The sequence below is a fragment of the Streptomyces sp. NBC_00996 genome (assembly GCF_045162675.1).
In the GTDB taxonomy this organism is placed as follows: Bacteria; Actinomycetota; Actinomycetes; order Streptomycetales; family Streptomycetaceae; genus Streptomyces.
Genome location: NZ_CP108723.1, coordinates 4744784 through 4762164, shown reverse-complemented (window position 1 = coordinate 4762164; position 17381 = coordinate 4744784). Strand labels below are relative to the sequence as shown.

Here is a 17381-nt window from a genome sequence, read left to right as displayed (position 1 = left end):
AGCGGCACCTGGCTGACCCGACGGCCGAGACATGGCTCTTCGGGTTGAACCCAACGGAGGCCCCGAATGGAACACGGCCGATATGGGCGCAGGGATGTTCGTGTTCTGCACGTTCTGAACCGCCTGCGGGCCTCGGGAGCCGAGGTGATGCTCCATGCTGCCGCCGGGCAGTGGAAGCATCACGGCATCGAGGTGGACGTACTGGCTGTGGGCCCCGAGCCGGGCCCCTTCGCGGCCGATCTGCGAAGTGTCGGCTACACGGTGGTCCACGAGCCGGACGGACTGCTGTTCCGTGTACCACCTCGGCTCGCCCGCCGGGTGCGCGATGGGGGCTACGACGTGGTTCACGTGCACACCGAGCGGGCGGGCTTCTACTTCGGCCTCGCGGCTCTCAGTGCTGGAGCGGGGGTCCTCCGCACGGTGCACAGTGTCTTCGGATTCGGCGGCATGCTGCGTATACAGCGAAAGCTACAGCGGCAGGTCCTTCGCCGCATGGGCGTCGTTCACGTAGGTGTGAGCCATGGGGTGGCCGACAATGAGAAGCGCCGTTTCGGGAACCCGTCCCAGGTCATTGAGAACTGGTGCGGCAAGGAGTTCACACCGCCAACAAAGCGTCAGCAGGACCAGGCACGGCAAGCCCTGAAACTCCACGACCACGACTTCGTGGTGGTCAGCGTCGGAAATTGCGCGCCGGTCAAGCGCCATGAGGCGATCCTGGAGGCGGTCGCCCACATCTCCGGGTTGTCGGACTTGGTGTACCTCCACGTGGGAGACGAGGACGGAACCGGCAAGGAGCGACGTCTCGCCGAACAGTTGGGCATCTCACGCCAAGTCCACTTCCTGGGACACAGGCGTCCGTTGCAGGCATTGCACGCCGCAGATGTCTTCGTCATGACGTCCGCATACGAGGGACTCGGACTGGCTGCTGTCGAAGCGCTCATGACCGGTCTGCCGTTGGTGCTCGCAGATGTTCCCGGGCTCAGGGATGTGGCAGAAGCCAGTCCGGCTGCATGGTTGACCGACACCGGTCCCGCGCAGCTCGCTGCCGCCATCGAGAGGGCCGCAGATTTCTGCAAGAGCAGGCCTCGTATGGATGCAGCTCGATCATTTGGGGATCGATTCAGCCTGCAGCGCGGCGTAGCCAACTACGCCGAGATCTACCACCAGCTGGCGCGTTCTTCGAGTGCCCATGGCCACGGTTCATGTGTTGATGGCATGTCATAACCGGTGTGCGAGCCGGCGCGCTGCACGATCGCCGGCGCGATTTTCGCCCAATAACCAGGAAGGAGGGCCATGCGAGTAGCGATCGCTGCGCCGGTTGATCTGCCGCGGCTTGCACGTCTGCTCGACCGGTCCGCGGAGCAGACCACACCCGCAGGCCTGGGAGGGCCCGGCACCGCAACTCTGGTCGCGGAGCTTGTCTCGAGAGGTCATGACGTGACCTTGGTGACCCTGAGTCGCGAAATCGGCAGACCTGTGCACAGACGCATCGGCACCGTCGATGTCCTGATCGGCCCTTATCGTCCTCGGCACCGCGCCAGAGATGTCTTCCGGCAGGAACGTGATGTCGTTCGCACGTTGCTCGACTCGGTGGATATCGACGTGGTGCACGCCCACTGGACGTATGAGTTTGCGTTGGGAGCTCTGGCGGGTCGGCATCCGACGTTGGTCACCGTCCGCGACTGGGCGCCTGCCATCCTGAGACACCAGCCGGACGCCTACCGGATGGTGCGGCTCTCCATGCAATACCGGTGTCTGGCGAAAGCGAGACACCTCACGGCGGTCTCCCCCTACATTGCTGACCGATTGCGGCGATGGTGCCGAGGAACGACCACCGTGGTGCCAAACGGCCTGCCCACCGCCGCCTTCAGACACGAGCCGCCGAGGGTTCAACAGCCTGTCCGGCGCCTGCTGTCGGTGAACTCCGCATTTTCGAAGGGCAAGAACACCGCCACCCTCCTGCGCGCCTTTCCTGCTATCCGTGATCAGCTGGGGGATGTCGAACTGACCCTGATCGGGAGCGGACACGGCCCCGGAGGGCGGGCGGAGCGCTGGGCACGCAGCCACGGACTGGCTGATGGAGTAGTCTTCGCCGGCTTTATGTCGGCAGAGCAAGTGCTGGCCGTCATGGACACCGCAGATGTCTTTGTGGCACCGACCCTCGAAGAATCCTTTGGGATGACCGTGCTTGAAGCCATGGCACGAGGACTTCCGGTAGTGGCGGGCCGCTCCTCGGGAGCGGTGCCGTGGCTCCTCGACCTCGGCCGCGCCGGAGAGTTGGTCGACGTCCGTCGACCGAAGCCCATCTCCCAGGGCGTTTTGCGGCTGGCGCGGAACGCCGACCTTCGTGCCCAACTGAGCCAGCAGGCACTTGCGCGGGCTCGGCTGTTCGCTTGGCCCAACGTCGTACCAGCCTACGAAGCCCAGTACGAACAGGTTGCCCAGAGTGCTTCAGCCCTGCGTGTGCCGCCCGGCCGGACCGTTTAACGCTCCTGTGCCGAGCCCCGGCTCTCCCGGGCCGACCAAATAGTCAGTCATGTCGCCATTCCAGACATGCCGACTGTGCCACCGGTATTCAGCACACTGTTCCTGCTCACTCCCGTGCCATGGGCCTTTGCCGGACCGTGGAAGGGACGAACGTCTTGCAAGACTCTTTCACGGCCGGGGCACCGGCACGGTTTCGGGTTGCTTCACTCGTCGGCCTGGCCGGCGTAGTAGTCCGATCTCGGCTGCTGCCCGATAGGCCGGCAACCGACCGCGCAGCAGCAAACCGCACAGCAGCACCGGAGACATGGCGAGCACCGCACCAGGCAAACCGCCCAACGCGCCCTCGCCCCAGTTGCCGGCTGTGGCCAGCAAGGCCCCGGCCGCAAGGTGCGTCAGATGGGCGCGGCCCACGGCGCTGGCGTCGAGCGTGTCCGTTCTATGCCAGCGGACCAGCTGAACGACGTGGCCGACGGCCAGCCCGGCCATCCCGGCCACGATGAACGGCAGTGGCTCGCGCCAGCTGACGGCGCCGACGAGCCCCACTCCGGTGACGACGAGGAGGACCAGCTGGGTGCGGACGAGGTCGCGTCGGTCCCCACGGGCAAGGTCCAGCGCACACCCGGCTGCAAATACGACCTGCAGTGCAGCGCTCACGGCGAATGCGGGCACCAGCGCCACGGCCCCTTCCCAGCCGGGGCCAAGCAGCAGGGCGAGCGCAGCGGGTCCGGCGCCGGTCAAGGCGCCGAAGGCGACGAAGCTCGCAGAGGCGGCGTACAGCAGATGCTGCGCGGGCCGGATCAATGGCAGTCCCTGGCTGCGGCGGTCGGCGAGCAACGGTACGGCTGCCTGATTGAGACCCCTGAGCAGGACGTTCACCGGTACGTCGGACAGCATCTGGGCGCGGGACCAGAGCCCGGCCGTGCCGGGACCGAGCAGTCGGCCCGCCACCCACAGCGGAGCGCTGGCCCCGAGGGTGCGCAGCAGCGCGAAGCCGGTGAGGAACCCGGACAGCCCCAGCAGGGAACCGGACGGAGCGCCCGAGTCTCGCGCCAGAACGAGCTTCGCCCTCGATCCGCTCACGGAGAGGCCGAAGGTGGCGAACGCTGCGACCGGAAGCGCCAGGGCGAGGGCGGCCGGGGAGCCGGTACGGGCGAGGACGACGGCTGCGACCACGCAGCCGGCCACCTGCCCGGTGAGCTCGGCGACCGTTGCGTGGCCGGGCAGGCCGACCCGGCGCAGCGCGGACAACAACACGCAACCTGTCGGCGCCACCAAATACTGGCAGCCCAACAGCCGGAGGAAAAGCGTCAGTTCGGGCATCCCCCACAGGGCCGCGCACCACGGGGCAGCGACCTCGACGACCGCCCAGCAGGCCACGCCGGTCAGCAGCGAGAGCCGGAGTGCAGCGCGGAAGAGGGCGCGGCTGAGTTGCTCGGCACGCAGAACGCAGGTCGCCAGGCCTGCCGTGGCGATCAGCCCCGGCAACTGCGTCACCGTGAGGGCGATCGCATAGGCGCCGAAGGCGCTGTGCGGCGCCACCCGCGCGGTCCAGGCGGTGTAGCCGAGTTGGAGGGCGACGGACACGGCGGCGCCGCCGAAACTCCAGCTCAGCACAGAGAGGACGCGGCCTGCGGATTTCGGGGCATCGGTCATGAGGGAGTGAAGGGGGCGGTGGTCAGCAGGAAGTTCTGGTGGCGTGGGGGAGGGACGAAGCCGGGCGGTACGACGACGGGACCGTGTGAAGCGAGGTGGTGGACGTGGTGGTATCCGAACTCGGCGGCCGTGGAGCGCAGCCGTTCCAGGGCGGGCCGGTCGAGGCACTCGGCGATCACGATCGGACGGTGGGCGGCGAGAATCCGCGACATACCGCGCAGCACCTCCGGTTCCAGACCTTCCACATCGATCTTCACCAGGTCGACGGGCCGATCACCGACCGCGAGGTCCGCCGTGGTCACTTCCACGTCGACGGTGCTCCGCCCGGGGGTGTCGGCCCCACCACGCAGGGTAGCCGTCGTGATGCGCTCGGGCACGGTCAGATGTGCCCGGCCCGGTGCCTCCGAGAGTGCCTTGGAAACGACCTGCACTCTGGGTCCGAAGCCGTTGACGTCGAGATTGCGGCGCAGCATCCGGGCCGCGACCGGGTTGGGCTCGACCGCAACGGCGTGCAGTTGCGGGTTGGCTTGACAGGCCAGCAGGGTGTAGAGGCCGGCGTAGGCCCCGGCGTCCAGGAAACCGCGCGCGGTACGGGCGAGCCGGTAGAAGAGCGGATGGGTGGCCTCCTCCCACAGCCGCAGATCCGTCCAGACCACCGGCCCGGCGAGTACGTCGTCCGGGCTGCACTGGTAGCGGAATGTACTGCTGTCGGGTGCGTGCAGCTCCCAGACGCCGGTGGGGCGCAGATGCCGCCAGACGGTGAGCGGTACATGGCCGCGTACCGTTCCGGCCCGTACCGCCTGCTGAACGGTGCGCGATCGCATCAGCAGGTCACGGGCACGACGCAGCACGGGCTTGACAAGGCTCAGCTGCGGGACGGCGGCAGCGGTCATCGTTCAGGCTCCTGTCAGCGAACGCTGGCGGGCAGGAGCCGGGACAGCGGCCAGCTCGGCGTCGACCATGATCCGGGCCAGTTCCGGAGCGTGCACGGTGGCCCGCCAGCCCAGTTCGCGTTCGGCCTTCGAGGCGTCACCGACCAGGTCCGGGACCTCGGAGGGGCGCAGATAACGCTCGTCGAAGCGGATGTGCCTCTCCCAGTCGAGGCCCGCATGCTCGAAGCAGAAGCGCAGGAAGTCGCGGACGCTGTAGCTGGTGCCGGTGGCGACCACGTAGTCGCCGGGCTCGTCCTGCTGGAGCATGCGCCACATCGCGTCGACGTACTCGGGCGCGTAGCCCCAGTCCCGGCGGGCCTCCAGGTTGCCGAGGTGGAGGACGTCCTGCTCGCCGCGGGTGATGCGGGCGGCGGCGCGGGCGATCTTGCGGGTCACGAAAGTCTCGCCGCGGCGCGGGGACTCATGGTTGAAAAGGATTCCGTTGACAGCGTGAACGCCGTACGCCTCACGGTAGTTGCGGGTGACCCAGTACGCATACACCTTGGCGGCCGCATACGGCGAGCACGGGTGGAAAGGCGACGACTCCGACTGCGGGGGCGCGGTCGTCCCGAACATCTCGGAACTGGAGGCCTGGTAGAAGCGGCACGGCAGCCCGGTCATCCGGATGGCTTCGAGTAGACGGGTGGTGCCCAGGCCCGTGGTGGTCCCGGTGAACTCGGGTTCGTCGAAGGAGACCCGGACGTGGGACTGGGCGGCCAGGTGATAGACCTCGTCGGGCTGGATGCTTTCCAGCAGGGCAGCGATGCGGGAGCCGTCGGCCAGATCTCCGTAGTGCAGCCGGAGTTGGGCGTCGGGCTCGTGCGGGTCCTGGTAGAGGTGGTCGATCCGCTGGGTGGTGAAGGTGGAGGAGCGGCGGATGAGGCCGTGCACCAGATAGCCCTTGGAGAGCAGGAGTTCAGCTAGATACGAGCCGTCCTGGCCGGTGATGCCGGTGACGAGCGCGGTTTTGTCGGACACGGCGACTCCTGAAGGGTGGGGGGACGAGGTGCGCTGCGCGGCCGTGCGCAGACCGCCAGCAGGCCGAGGATCACGGCCTGTTCGGCGGTGAGGGAGTAGGCGATCATGTAGACCAACTGGCTGCAGATGAGCAGCCGGAGCATCAGTCTGTGCTCGCTGTCCGCTCCTGCTGCGCGCCATGCCGTGGCGTACACCAGGAGGAGTACCGCGACGCCGAGGAGGCCGAGGCGCAGCAAGACCTCCACGTAATAATTGTGGGGTGCAAAGGCGATGAATGATCCGTTGATCACGCGGTCGTACCCGGATCCGAAGGGCAGACCCAGTACCCAGTCCGGCATCTCTTCGAGCCGCGGCAGCAGAGCGTGCCAGCCCTCCATCCGCCACACCAGCGTCCGATCATCTTCACTGGAAGCGGCGAGACTTGAGATGACCCCATCGGTGGTTCCCCAGGAGACGGCCAGCAAGGAGACCATGCTGAGGGAGCCCAGAACGCCCAGTGCCCCAGCACGGGATCCAGTCTGCCGGCGGCGGGACAGCAACCAGCCCATGATCATGGTGCCCACGGCCAGCCAGACGGTGCGGTGCTGGGCCAGGACGACGACCACCAGGAGCAGCCAAGCCAGCGTTCTCCCCCGCCCAGAGCCGCGACCACACAGCAGTATCGTGGCCGCCTGGCCGATGATCAGTGTTTCAGCAGCATTTACCGGGCGGGCGCCGGTGAGCACTCCGTCGACCACGATCCGGTCGGAGTTGGAGCCGATACCGAAGTGCAACCACCACAGCAGAGCAATGCAGGACAGAGCACAGGCGGCCAGCACCCAGATGAGGGTGACCGCGCGGACCAGGTTCCGACCGGGGGAAAGAACGGCGATGAAGAGCGCGACGCAGAAGAGCTGGATGAAATTGGTTCGGGCTTCATTGCCCGCCGTCTGGACACCGAAGAGTCCGAACCCGCGGACCAGCGCACAGGCGGTCAGGACCAACAGGGCGACAAGCAGAGCCGGGGCGCGGCGCCCCCGATTCCCCCTGAATATGATGAGGGCAGCGACCAGCAGACATACGGTCAGCACATCGGTGGGCACCAGATCCAGACCCGCGTCCGGTAGTGACTGACGCATGTTCTGCTGCGCCTGCCAGAGCTGGACGGCGGTATACAGGCCGATTCCCCAGACGGGCCAGCGGACGAAGCTGGCGGTGAGTGCCGCGCAGGCGATGAGCGCGGCGCAGCCGAGCAGCAGTGTCGTCGGATCGAGTAGCAAGGGATCACCGCGCCGCGGGGGAGCGACGAACGGACGCTCGCGCCGCGGTCTTCACATAGGGAGAGAACATCAGCAGCGGGGCCCACGGCCAACAGTGCCGCAGACAGTAGACCCACCATTGACGGGGCGGCAGTTCACGCTGCGAGGTGAGCCGGCGCAGCGCCTCGCGCACGCCGATGCCCGGTTCTCGGGACCCCGTGTGCGGTGGGTTGCGGTCGCAGATGCCGACGTGGCACGGCGTCACATAGGCGGGAATGCCGGCCCGGCGGACGCGGAATCCGTGATCGTAGTCGCCCATGCCGTGCTTGAAGACCTCGTCGATGTCGCCGACCCGTTCGCACACCGTCCTGGGCAACAGCACCACGTTGCCGTTGTACGTGTCGCAGTGCTCGGGTCGACCGGTGGGCTCGACCAGTGCGAGCGCACGACCGCGGCGCCCCGAGTACGTGGTGCGGTCGTCGGCCGAGGCACGTACGGCGCCGACTACGACCTTGCCGGGTCCGACCGTGTGCGCGGTGTCGAGCAGTACGGCGAGGGCGTCTCCGCCCAGCGTCACATCGTCGTTGAGCCAGAGCTCGTAGTCCCAGGTCGGTTCGCCGGATCGCCGACTGGCGTGGCTCGCGATCCGCATGCCGTGGCTCCAGTAGATGTCGGTGCCGACTGAGGTGACCTCCACCTCGGGGTGTGCCGCGCGGACGGCCTCGGGTGTGCCGTCGGTGCTGCCGGCGTCGACCAAGTAGGTGCGTACGGTGGTGTCCTCCGGCAGTTCGCGCTGTCCGGCGAGCGCGGCGAGCGCGGACAGGGTTTTGGCGCGGCGATTGTGACTGGTCATCAGCACGGCGATGCGGACTGGTGACACGTGGGACTCCTCAACTTGAACACCTCATCAATACCGGACAAATTTCCCATGAGCGCTCCGCCATGCCGGGTACTGATCCGAATGGCCAGCGGTTTTGGTTTCCGGAGATCGCTGCTCGCATCGCCGGGGCAAACCCGTGACGCGGCCTACCGCATTTCCCATACCGGGCTCCACGCTGTGCGAGGGAAGACGGAATTCACAGGACCTCGACACGGTCCCCCTGGCAACGGTTGCGGGTATCGAAAACGTACGCCCCGGCCCGCTCGACGAGCGCATAGTCGAAATCGTCGTGGTCGGTTGCCACAACGACCACGTCGGCCGCCCGGATTTCGGCTTCGGTCAGTTCCACGCAGATGATGTCCGGGGGGAGGAGATAGGAGTCGGTGTGCGGTTCCACCGCGGCGACCCAGGCGCCAAGGCCCTGCAGTGACCGGGCGAGCGCGATGGCCGGTGACTCGCGGATGTCGCCGGTGTTCTTCTTGTAGGCCAGGCCCAGTTGCAGGACCCGAGAGCCATTGACCGACTTGCCGCGTTCGTTCAGACCCCGGCTGATCCGCCAGACGATGTGGTCCGGCATGTGATCGTTGATTTCGTTCGCCAGCGCGATGAACCGGACGTTCTGCCTCAGTAGTCGTTTGACCTGCCATGACAAGTAGGACGGGTCCACTGGCAAGCAGTGCCCGCCGACACCGGGGCCCGGACTGAACGCCATGAAGCCGAACGGCTTGGTGTCGGCGGCCTCGATGGCTTCCCAGATGTCGGCCCCGAGCCCCCTGGAGAAGGTCGCCATCTCATTGACCAGGGCGATGTTGACGTGGCGGAACGTGTTCTCCAGCAACTTGGTCAGCTCTGCCGTATGGCAGGAGGACACGGGCACGGTGCGCTCGACGATGCGTGCGTAGAAACGCTCGATGTTGTGCAGCGACGCCGGGTCGATCCCGGAGATCACTTTGGGTGTGTTCTCCAACTGCCACTCGGGATTGCCCGGGTCGATACGCTCGGGGCTGTAGCCGAGATGGAAATCCACACCGGCCTTCAGCCCACTGCCGTCCTCCAGCAATGGCTGCAGCAGACTCTCCGTGGTGCCGGGATATGTGGTCGACTCTAGAATCACAGTGGCGCCGCGGGTGATACGAGAGGCGATGCTCCGGGCAGCGCATTCCACGAAACTCAGGTCCGGCACGCCCTCGCGCAGCGGTGTCGGCACGGTGATCGTGCAGATGTCGAAGTCGGAGATCCCGTCGTATTCGGTAGTCACCTTGTAACGGCCACTGTCCAGAGCGCTGATCAAACGCGTATTGCCGACTCCCTCGATGTATGAGTCGCCGGAGGCCAGACGCTTGACTCTCAACTCGTCCGTGTCCACGCCAACAACGGAGAATCCCGCTTCGACCGCGCGCATGGCCAGCGGGAGACCCACATATCCCTGACCGACGACGATCAGCTTGCGCTGGTCCCGGATTGGGGGATGCCCCACACTTACCACCCCGAATCTTCAGAATGGAGTATCACTGTCCCAACGTCGCATGCCCGGCCGCCTCGATTTTCCCCTCTCCGCATGTGTCCGCCGAGGATCACTCTGATTCAGTAACTGGCGCCGAACGGCACCGTCGCAATGGGTGAATACGCGCCCGATGGTGGGCGCGTAACCGGACGACGGCAGCCGCCCGGTCCTAGCGTTCCGGGGTATGACGCCGAAGCTGCGCGAATTGACGGCCCGCGGCCGAGTTCTGCTGGCGAGAACCGCCAACCAGGCACTGCTCGGACCAGTCTCGGGAGCAATGCCGCGGGAGTATGTGCGCTCCCTCACCGAGCGCATGCACCAGCCCAGGTTCGCCAGGCATGTGAGCGAGTCCTTGACCAGGACCGAAGCCGTGGTCGAGCGGTACGACTTCCCCGCCGGCTTCCCACCGCGGTTCCGCCGGTCCAAGGCGTTCGACGAGCGCCATGCGTACCGGCTCCACAATGTGCTGGTCAGCCCGCACAGCGGCCTCATCTGGTTGCCCGGCGGCCCCGTCCTGGAAGAAAGCTACGGATCCCTCATCCGGTCGCTCGGCTGGGGCGACATCCGCCACGAACCGTTGCTTCCGGTGAGGCGACTCGCTGGTCGTCCCGTCGTCGCCTTCGCGCCGACGGGCTATTACCACTGGCTGCTCGAGGTACTCCCCGCCGCGGTCTTCGCCCTCAGTGTCGAGCCCGAGGCGCTGCTCCTGATGCCGAGGGGCGTGCCCGCCTATGTACTGGCGGCCGCGGAGCACCTGGTCGGACCCTCCAGGATCGTCCGCCTGGACGACATCGCACACGTCGACTCATGCGTACTCGCCGCCATCGAGCCCATGTCCGGCTTCGTTCAGCGTGCCGAGATCGACCGACTGCGCGCAGCCTTCCCCGCGGACCCCGCCGACGTCGACACCATCTACGTAAGCCGCTTGAAGGACTCCAGGCGAGCATTGTCGAACGAAGCAGAGGTCGAGCGCGCGATGCGGGAGGCGGGCGTCACCGTAATGCACGCCCAAGACCTGTCCTTCGAGCAGCAGCGCGCGCTGTTCGCCGGCGCCCGTACGATCATTGCTCCGCACGGAGCCGGTCTGGCCAACCTGGTGTGGGCTCGGCGGGCGGAGCGTGTGATCGAGGTTTTCCCTGCCCCGTGGTTCAACGACTGCTATGCCCGCTTGAGCCGCAACCTCGGCATCGACTACGACTACGTCGTTGCGTCGCCCACGGAAGAAGGAGGGGGCGTCGCACCACTGGATCGGCTCGACGCGCTTCTGAACGAGGGTGCGGGCGCTGGGTGCTGAGCTGTGCACAACGGTGGAGTGCCGGAGTGCGGCGCCGGAGTGAACTCGGCCGCACCCGCGCAACAACACACCTCTTAGGCGGGCTATGCGCTATATGCCCTGATTATTCTGCCGTCCGTGCCCTCCAAAGACATCTTGACCAGCACACGTGACCTCGTCCTCCGCGTTCCGGGCTGCCAACGGGCTCTTCGCGCCGCGGCTCTGCGCGGCCTGCTGCCCAGCGCAGTATGGAGACGCCTGCATCCGACGGGAGAGTGGAGCCTGCGAGCCCCCGACGGACGCACCTTCCGCTACGTCAGCAGCGACGCGGACATCCTGGCCCGGGGCCTGATCTGGACCAATATGCGGCACTGGGAGGAGACCACGCATCCGCTCGTCTACGAACTCGCCCAAAACGCCCGTCGGTTCGTCGACATCGGCGCCTTCTCCGGCATCTACACCCTCCTCGCCTGCAGGGCCAACCCACACCTTGAGGCGGTGGCTGTTGAACCCAACCCGGTCGCAGCCAGCATGCTGAACCGCAACGTCCGGGCCAACCGGTTCGAGAGCCGCGTCACCGTCATCGACAGGGCGCTCTCGGACACACCTGGGCGCACCCGGCTGAGGATCCCCGCCAACGCGACGAAAGCCTCGTTGCTGGACAGGTGGCCCGCCCAAAGCATCGTCGACGTGGAGGTCACAACGGGGGACGAGGTGCTCGATGGACGTGCGGTCGACCTCATCAAGATCGACGTGGAGGGGCTCGAACCGCAGGTGCTGCGCGGACTGGAGAAGAGCATCCGCGTCCACCACCCCGCCATCATCGCGGAGTGCCTCGACAAGGCAGCCCTGAGCAGGCTCCGGGAGACCGCATTCGACCTGGGCTACCGTCACATTCAGCATCTCGGCAGCAGGGGGCCTGCACCCGTGACGGCGGACCTCGTTCCACCGGCGCGCTATGTGAACTTCCTCTTCACCCGGGACGCAATGGCCGCAGGACGGTCCGGAAGCACTTGCTGATTTCGTGCGTTCCAGGCCCACTCTCGTCCCGTGGTCCCCGTTGAAGGAGCGACTCCCATGTCAACCTGCATGAACGCCGACAGCGATGTCGCTCACCCCGCCGCTTCGGCGCCAAACGCCTTGGCAGTGGCAGCAGACGGAAACGTTCACCGCCCCCTCGACCGCTCGGCACGCGTGTTCGTGGCCGGAAGACGTGGCCTCGTCGGGTCAGCGGTATGCCGACACCTGAGGCGGGAGGGATTCACTGACCTGGGCGGGCCCACCTCGGCGGAGTTGGACCTGCGGGAGCGGCGGGCCGTGTTCGCCTGGTTCGCGGACGCGCGGCCCGACGTCGTCGTGCTCGCGGCCGCGCGCGTGGGTGGGATCAAGGCGAACGCTACCCGGCCCACCGAGTTCCTCTCCGACAACCTCCGCATCCAGGTGAACGTGCTGGACGCCGCCCTGGAGCACGGGGTGGAGAGGCTGCTGTTCCTCGGTTCGAGTTGCATCTACCCGAAGTTGGCCGAGCAGCCTATTCGGGAGGAGGCGCTGCTGACAGGTCCGCTGGAGCCGACCAACGACGCCTACGCCATCGCCAAGATCACCGGGATTCTGCAGGTGCAGGCGGTACGGCGCCAGTACGGTCTGCCGTGGATCTCCGCCATGCCGACCAATCTGTACGGGTCCGGCGACAACTTCCACCCCAAGCACTGCCATGTGCTGCCGTCCCTGATCCGGCGCTTCCACGAGGCGAAGGAGTCGGGGGCGCGGAGTGTGGTGAACTGGGGCAGCGGATCGCCTCGCCGTGAGTTCCTGCACGTCGACGACCTGGCCCGAGCGTGCCTGCACCTGCTGGAACACTACGATGAGGGCGGGCCGGTCAACGTCGGCACCGGCACGGATCTGACCATCCGTGAACTGGCGGAGCTGGTCAGGCAGGTCGTCGGATATCAGGGGAGTGTCGAGTGGGATCCGAGTCAGCCGGATGGCACCCCGCGCAAGCTCCTCGACGTCTCGCGGCTCACTGCGCTGGGCTGGGCACCTCGTATCGCACTGCGAGAGGGACTCGCCCAGACGTATGCCTGGTACGTGGAGAACCTCGGGACCGACGCCCTGCGGCACTGACCGGTATCGGGTTCGCCAGACCGATGGCCCCCAGCCGGAGGAGATCCTCGAACAGACCTCGGCCCCCGGCCGCACGACTACGTCGATCGTGCCGTCCTCCCCGGCACAGCGGAAGCGCCGCTGGCGCCTTCCGCCGGTAATGCGGGGTGCCCTTACGCATCACCCTGAATTGCCGCGCCACCTCCCGGTCACTGGCCCCGGCCTGATCAGATCGGCGGCCGCCAACCGGACCCGCTCACGCCGAACTCGCTCCTCAGCAGTCAGCCCTCCGCCATCGGGATACCTCATCCCTCCGGCACAGCGCGGCCCACGACAGCCGTCACGACCCCACGTAACCCGCACCCTTAAAGATCTCTAGTCGGCTCGACCGGCGTCTTGACGGAGTCGACGAGCAGCCTGGGCGAGGTCCGCGACCTGGATCGACTCCCTGGCCTTGCCCAGCGACACGGTGATCGCGGCGAGTTGCCTCGGGGCCGCTCGGGCCTGCGAGGGGGATTCCGTTCCTCCGTCGTACTTCCGGTGTACTCCGAAGGAGACTACTAAGCGGCAACTTATACAGTCCGTCTGAGACTGCCCACTTCTGCCGCCGCACTGTGTCCGCGCAAGCGGTGATCTGCGTCGCCGTGGATTCCTTCCCTCCGGATCAGCCACCGGTGCGGTTGGTCCGCCCGGCGGGTACGAACGTGACCCGGAGCATCCTGGGCCAGAATTTCCCGGTGATCAGGAACTGGTCCGTTCCGGGGACCGCCGCGATGCCGTTCAGCGTGGACCCCGGGACGAGTTCGTCGTCGCGCAGCAGGCCCGACGCGTCGATGTCCGCCGTCACCGCGCCGGTGGCGGGATCGATGCGCATGATCCGGTCGGTGGGGAGCACGTTCGCGTATACGGCGGCGCCGACACACTCCAGTTCATTCAGTCCCGTCACCGGTCGGCCCCCTGCGGTCACGGTGACCTCGCCCGTCTTCGCGAGCGTCCGGGGGTCTCGGAACGTCAGCCGTGCCGAGCCGTCGCTGGTGACGAGCCGGTGCGCCGACTGCCGGAAGCACATGCCCCAGCCGTCATCCGGGTACGGCACGCGGCGCAGCTCCGCGAGCGTCGTGACGTCGCGCTCGACGGCCGTCCGGTTCCGCCAGGTGAGCTGCCACAGGGTGCGGCCGAGCACGGTGATGCCCTCACCGAACAAGGGCGCGGGCAGCGCCACGCGGCCCGTGGGCGGTCTGCCCGGCGGCCCTGCCCGTACCGAGGACGCGCCGGACAGGCCGGTACTTTCGTAGAGCGTGTCGCCGGCCATCTCGAGGCCCTCGGTGAACGCCTGCGGATCGTGGGCCAGGGACTCGAGCACTTTGACCCGCAGTTGCTCGACTCGGTGCGCCGCGGCCTGCCGCCCATCCATGGCTCGGCCTACCGGGTCGTCGGGGGCGCGGTCTGCCGGGGGGCGCGACGCGAGCAGCAGTGTGGCCGCGAGCACAGCCCCCGCCGCGCGGAGGCCGCGCTGAGCCGCAGTGGGGTACACGCGATCAGCCGTGGCGCGACGCACACGCTCAGACACGGCAGGCGCCTCCCGGCTTCAGCGTGGTCCGCAGCGGCCTCACCAGGGACTGCTGCAGCAGGGTGGGGGAGCCGTCCGCGTGCGGCTCCCGCAGGTGCAGCACGAGCGTGCGGCTGGAGCCCGCGGGCAGCTCCAGGTCCAGCGTGAACACGGAGTGGCCGCGTTCGATGCCAGGCGCGAGCAGCGCGCGGCGGCCATCCAGGGTCGCGTCGGCGAGGGTGGCTCCGACCCCGGCGTAGTAGGACACCAGGAGGCGGTTGTCACCCGGCCGGGTGCGGTAGGGAGGGGAGTCCACCCTCATGGTCACGTAGTCGGGCAGGCCGGAGGCCGGTGCCCGGTTGGTCAGGGTCATGGTCGCGGTGACCGCCCGGTCGCCGCCGGAGCAGGCGCCCGCTTCCCAGGTCAGGCTCCGGTCGAGGTAGTAGTCCAGTTTGCCGCCGGCCGCGTTGTTCACCACCAGTCCCGCGAAGGGGCCGGGGGCGTTGGGGAGCGTGCCCGAGTAGGGGCGGGACTCCAGGAGGCGCTGCTCCGCCGTGTGGGCGCTCCAGACCTTGAGCCGTCCGTCCCGCTGGACGTCGTTCACGGCGACGAGCAGTGCGGGCAGTCGGCGCGTGTCGTCGAGCGCCCCCATCAGCTTTGCGGCGGCGGCACGGGCGGCGTCAACGAAGAACGCCTTGCGCCGGGCGACGTCGTCGTACTTCGCGTAGCTGGCCCGTTCGGTGAGGTCCACGACGTTGTCGGCGGTGAGCTCGGTGCCGTCGGCCATGCGGGCCGGGCCGGTGACCCGCAAGAGACGGCTCAGCGTGACCGGGTCGACGGCGATCGCCCCGTCCACGCGTTCGCCGGTGTGCTTGCGCCATGCCGCTGCCCAGATGCGGGCCGCGTAGGGGAAGTGCGGGCTCTTGTTGGAGTTGGGCCACACGTGGATGGGGTCGCTGCCCGCGTAGCGGGCGTTGAACTCGGCCCCGAGGTCGATGTCCGGCTTCGCCGTTTCCATCTCGGTGTTGTTGCCGAACCGCTCGAAGGACAGCCGGCCCCGGTCGGCCCGCAGCACGGCGAAGGCCCCCGGAAGGCCCCCGGTGCCGCGTGCCTCGGCGAGGTTCTGGAACGCGAGGAAGTAACGCCGTTGTCCTTGTGCGCCGAGCATGGGCGGCAGGACGCGCGCCGCCAGGGAGGCGTCGGTCATCACCGGGGCGAGGCGGTCCAGCTGCTGTTGCAGCCCGGCACGGGCCCGGTCGGCCGCCGGCAGCCAGGTGGACCGGGGCAGACCGTGCACGTCGGTCCGCACCTCTGCAACGGCGTCTGCGGCCCGGGCGATTTCCGGCCGGTGGCGCTGCAACTCCGCGAGGGCCTCGGACATCCCGCCGCCGCTTCCGTGCGGCGTGGCTTGCGGCAGGACGTCGGTCAGCGGGGACAGCACGTCGCCGGCCAGCCGGTCCGCCGCGTAAGCGGCGCCGCGCACGGTTCTGACGGGACCCCCGAGGAAGGGCAGCTCCGCGGCGGAGTACCAGGCCGGCCCGGTGGTGAGACGATGCGCCCGAGCCGCGTGGACGGCGGCCGAGCGCACTGCCTGTTCCGCTACCTGCGCGGGCGCGGTCGCCTTTCCGGAGGCGGAGCCGGGCGCCGCCGCGGCCGTCGCCGAGTGCCGCAGCGCGTCGAGGTCCTGCTGGGCCGCGAGCAGCTCCGAGCGGGCGAGCAGCCCGGTGACACCGATCCAGACGGCGCCGGCCAGCGGGAGCAGCGCGATGGCCAGCAGTGCTTTCCTGCGTACGCGGCGGCGACCCGGTACCTGTTCGCCGGAGCGATCTGCCCCGGGCATGCGTACGGCGTCCCGGCCGGGGCCGGGACGCCGTACCGCCTTACGGATGTCGCGCTCCGTCATGAACTACCCGTCATGAGCTGCGGCGACGGCGCACGGCCAGCGTCGTGCCGCCGCCCGCCACGAGCAGCGCCGCCGCGGTGCCGCCCACGGTCAGGGCCTTCCCACCGCCCGTCTCCGCGAGGCCTTCGCCGTTGTGGCTCTGAGTCTCGTGCTGGTAGTTCACCGGGTCGGCGACTACGCCGCCTCCGAGGGATCCGTTGTGTCCGTCGTCATGTCCGCCGTGCCCACCGGGGTGCTCGGGCTTGTCCGAGTGGGTGGGCTTACTGGTCGGGGTGTGGGTCGGTCTCGGGTGCTTGGTCGGAGTCGGAGTCGGTGTCGGTGTCGGTGTCGGTGTCGGTGTCGGAGGCGGGGTGCTACCGACACCGCCCTGCACGTAGATGGTGACGCCGATGCTTTGGTCGGGGTTGTCCCCGGTGAGCCGGAAGACGTGCCAACCGGAAGGCGCCGTCTCCGGGATGTCCACGGTACCCGCCACCGATCCGTCGTCCTCGGCCTGGAAATTACCGAGGACGATCGGGGTCGATTCCAGCAGTACCGTGATGCCCTGCCCGGGAGCGAAGACTCCCGCGGGCGTGTCGAAACTCAACACTTCTCCGGCCGTGACCGTGGTGGTGCTGACGTTCAGGGGCGGGGGCGACCCCGGGTATGGCTGTGCGTAGGCGGCCTGAGCCCCAATCAGGGGTGCCGCGATGAGCATGGCAGCTGATGCTGCCGATGCCAGGGCAACCCTCCATCTGGGCGATGTCGTCATCCTCTTCACTCTCCTCGACTTCGGTGCGGGCCAGGCTGCAGCGTCGGCCGTAATCCATGTCTAGGTACCAAGATCTGGATACATGGAATAAGTGAGACATATCGACATCTGTTGGTGCGACAGCGCCCAG

General features: G+C 67.9%; 14 protein-coding genes. 5 read left to right on the top strand and 9 right to left on the bottom strand.

All coding sequences use genetic code 11. From position 1 onward, the window contains the following. Nucleotides 1-66: 66 nt before the first annotated feature. Entirely contained in the window at nt 67-1224 is a 1158-nt protein-coding gene (locus OG390_RS22365) for a glycosyltransferase (protein WP_406170452.1), read from the top strand. A 69-nt stretch (nt 1225-1293) separates the two neighbouring features. Further along, entirely contained in the window at nt 1294-2487 is a 1194-nt protein-coding gene (locus tag OG390_RS22360; RefSeq protein ID WP_406170451.1) for a glycosyltransferase family 4 protein, read from the top strand. Between the two features lie 168 nt (nt 2488-2655). On the opposite strand, the gene OG390_RS22355 is transcribed toward OG390_RS22360, so the two are convergent. From OG390_RS22355 to OG390_RS22330, 6 genes are all read right to left on the bottom strand, one after another. Then, complete coding sequence (locus tag OG390_RS22355; protein ID WP_406170449.1) at nt 2656-4140, bottom strand: oligosaccharide flippase family protein; 1485 nt, start codon at nt 4138-4140, stop codon at nt 2656-2658. Then, the gene (locus OG390_RS22350) at nt 4137-5033 is read right to left on the bottom strand and encodes an FkbM family methyltransferase (RefSeq protein ID WP_406170447.1); all 897 of its coding nucleotides are present in this window, start codon (nt 5031-5033) and stop codon (nt 4137-4139) included. The genes OG390_RS22355 and OG390_RS22350 overlap by 4 nt, the downstream gene beginning before the upstream one ends. Nucleotides 5034-5036: 3 nt before the next feature. Then, on the bottom strand, nt 5037-6050 hold the full coding sequence (gene gmd / locus OG390_RS22345) for a GDP-mannose 4,6-dehydratase (protein WP_406170445.1): 1014 nt from the start codon (nt 6048-6050) through the stop codon (nt 5037-5039). Next, the gene (locus OG390_RS22340; protein ID WP_406170443.1) at nt 5993-7309 is read right to left on the bottom strand and encodes an O-antigen ligase family protein; all 1317 of its coding nucleotides are present in this window, start codon (nt 7307-7309) and stop codon (nt 5993-5995) included. Before OG390_RS22340 ends, gmd begins: the two co-directional genes overlap by 58 nt. Nucleotides 7310-7313: 4 nt before the next feature. Next, complete coding sequence (locus tag OG390_RS22335) at nt 7314-8141, bottom strand: glycosyltransferase family 2 protein (RefSeq protein WP_406177803.1); 828 nt, start codon at nt 8139-8141, stop codon at nt 7314-7316. A gap of 223 nt (nt 8142-8364) precedes the next feature. Further along, nucleotides 8365-9645 (bottom strand): nucleotide sugar dehydrogenase, encoded by a 1281-nt coding sequence (locus OG390_RS22330; RefSeq protein WP_406170441.1) that lies wholly within the window; start codon nt 9643-9645, stop codon nt 8365-8367. A gap of 211 nt (nt 9646-9856) precedes the next feature. On the opposite strand from OG390_RS22330, the gene OG390_RS22325 reads away from it, so the two are divergent. From OG390_RS22325 to OG390_RS22315, 3 genes are all read left to right on the top strand, one after another. Then, nucleotides 9857-10966, top strand: a complete 1110-nt coding sequence (locus tag OG390_RS22325) for a glycosyltransferase family 61 protein (RefSeq protein ID WP_406170439.1) — start codon at nt 9857-9859, stop codon at nt 10964-10966. A gap of 135 nt (nt 10967-11101) precedes the next feature. After that, entirely contained in the window at nt 11102-11965 is an 864-nt protein-coding gene (locus tag OG390_RS22320; protein WP_406170437.1) for an FkbM family methyltransferase, read from the top strand. Between the two features lie 69 nt (nt 11966-12034). After that, nucleotides 12035-13069, top strand: a complete 1035-nt coding sequence (locus tag OG390_RS22315) for a GDP-L-fucose synthase family protein (protein ID WP_406177801.1) — start codon at nt 12035-12037, stop codon at nt 13067-13069. A 643-nt stretch (nt 13070-13712) separates the two neighbouring features. Here the strand turns inward: OG390_RS22315 and OG390_RS22310 are convergent. The 3 genes from OG390_RS22310 to OG390_RS22300 are packed head-to-tail and all read right to left on the bottom strand — an operon-like array spanning nt 13713 to nt 17086. Next, nucleotides 13713-14618, bottom strand: a complete 906-nt coding sequence (locus OG390_RS22310; RefSeq protein ID WP_406170435.1) for a glutaminyl-peptide cyclotransferase — start codon at nt 14616-14618, stop codon at nt 13713-13715. Beyond that, a complete protein-coding gene (locus OG390_RS22305) occupies nt 14611-16500 on the bottom strand; it encodes a DUF4012 domain-containing protein (RefSeq protein WP_406170433.1) in 1890 nt (629 codons plus the stop codon). Before OG390_RS22305 ends, OG390_RS22310 begins: the two co-directional genes overlap by 8 nt. Nucleotides 16501-16510: 10 nt before the next feature. Continuing rightward, nucleotides 16511-17086: a hypothetical protein gene (locus OG390_RS22300; protein WP_406170431.1), complete on the bottom strand. Its 576-nt coding sequence runs from the start codon at nt 17084-17086 to the stop codon at nt 16511-16513. Between the last annotated feature and the right edge of the window lie 295 nt (nt 17087-17381).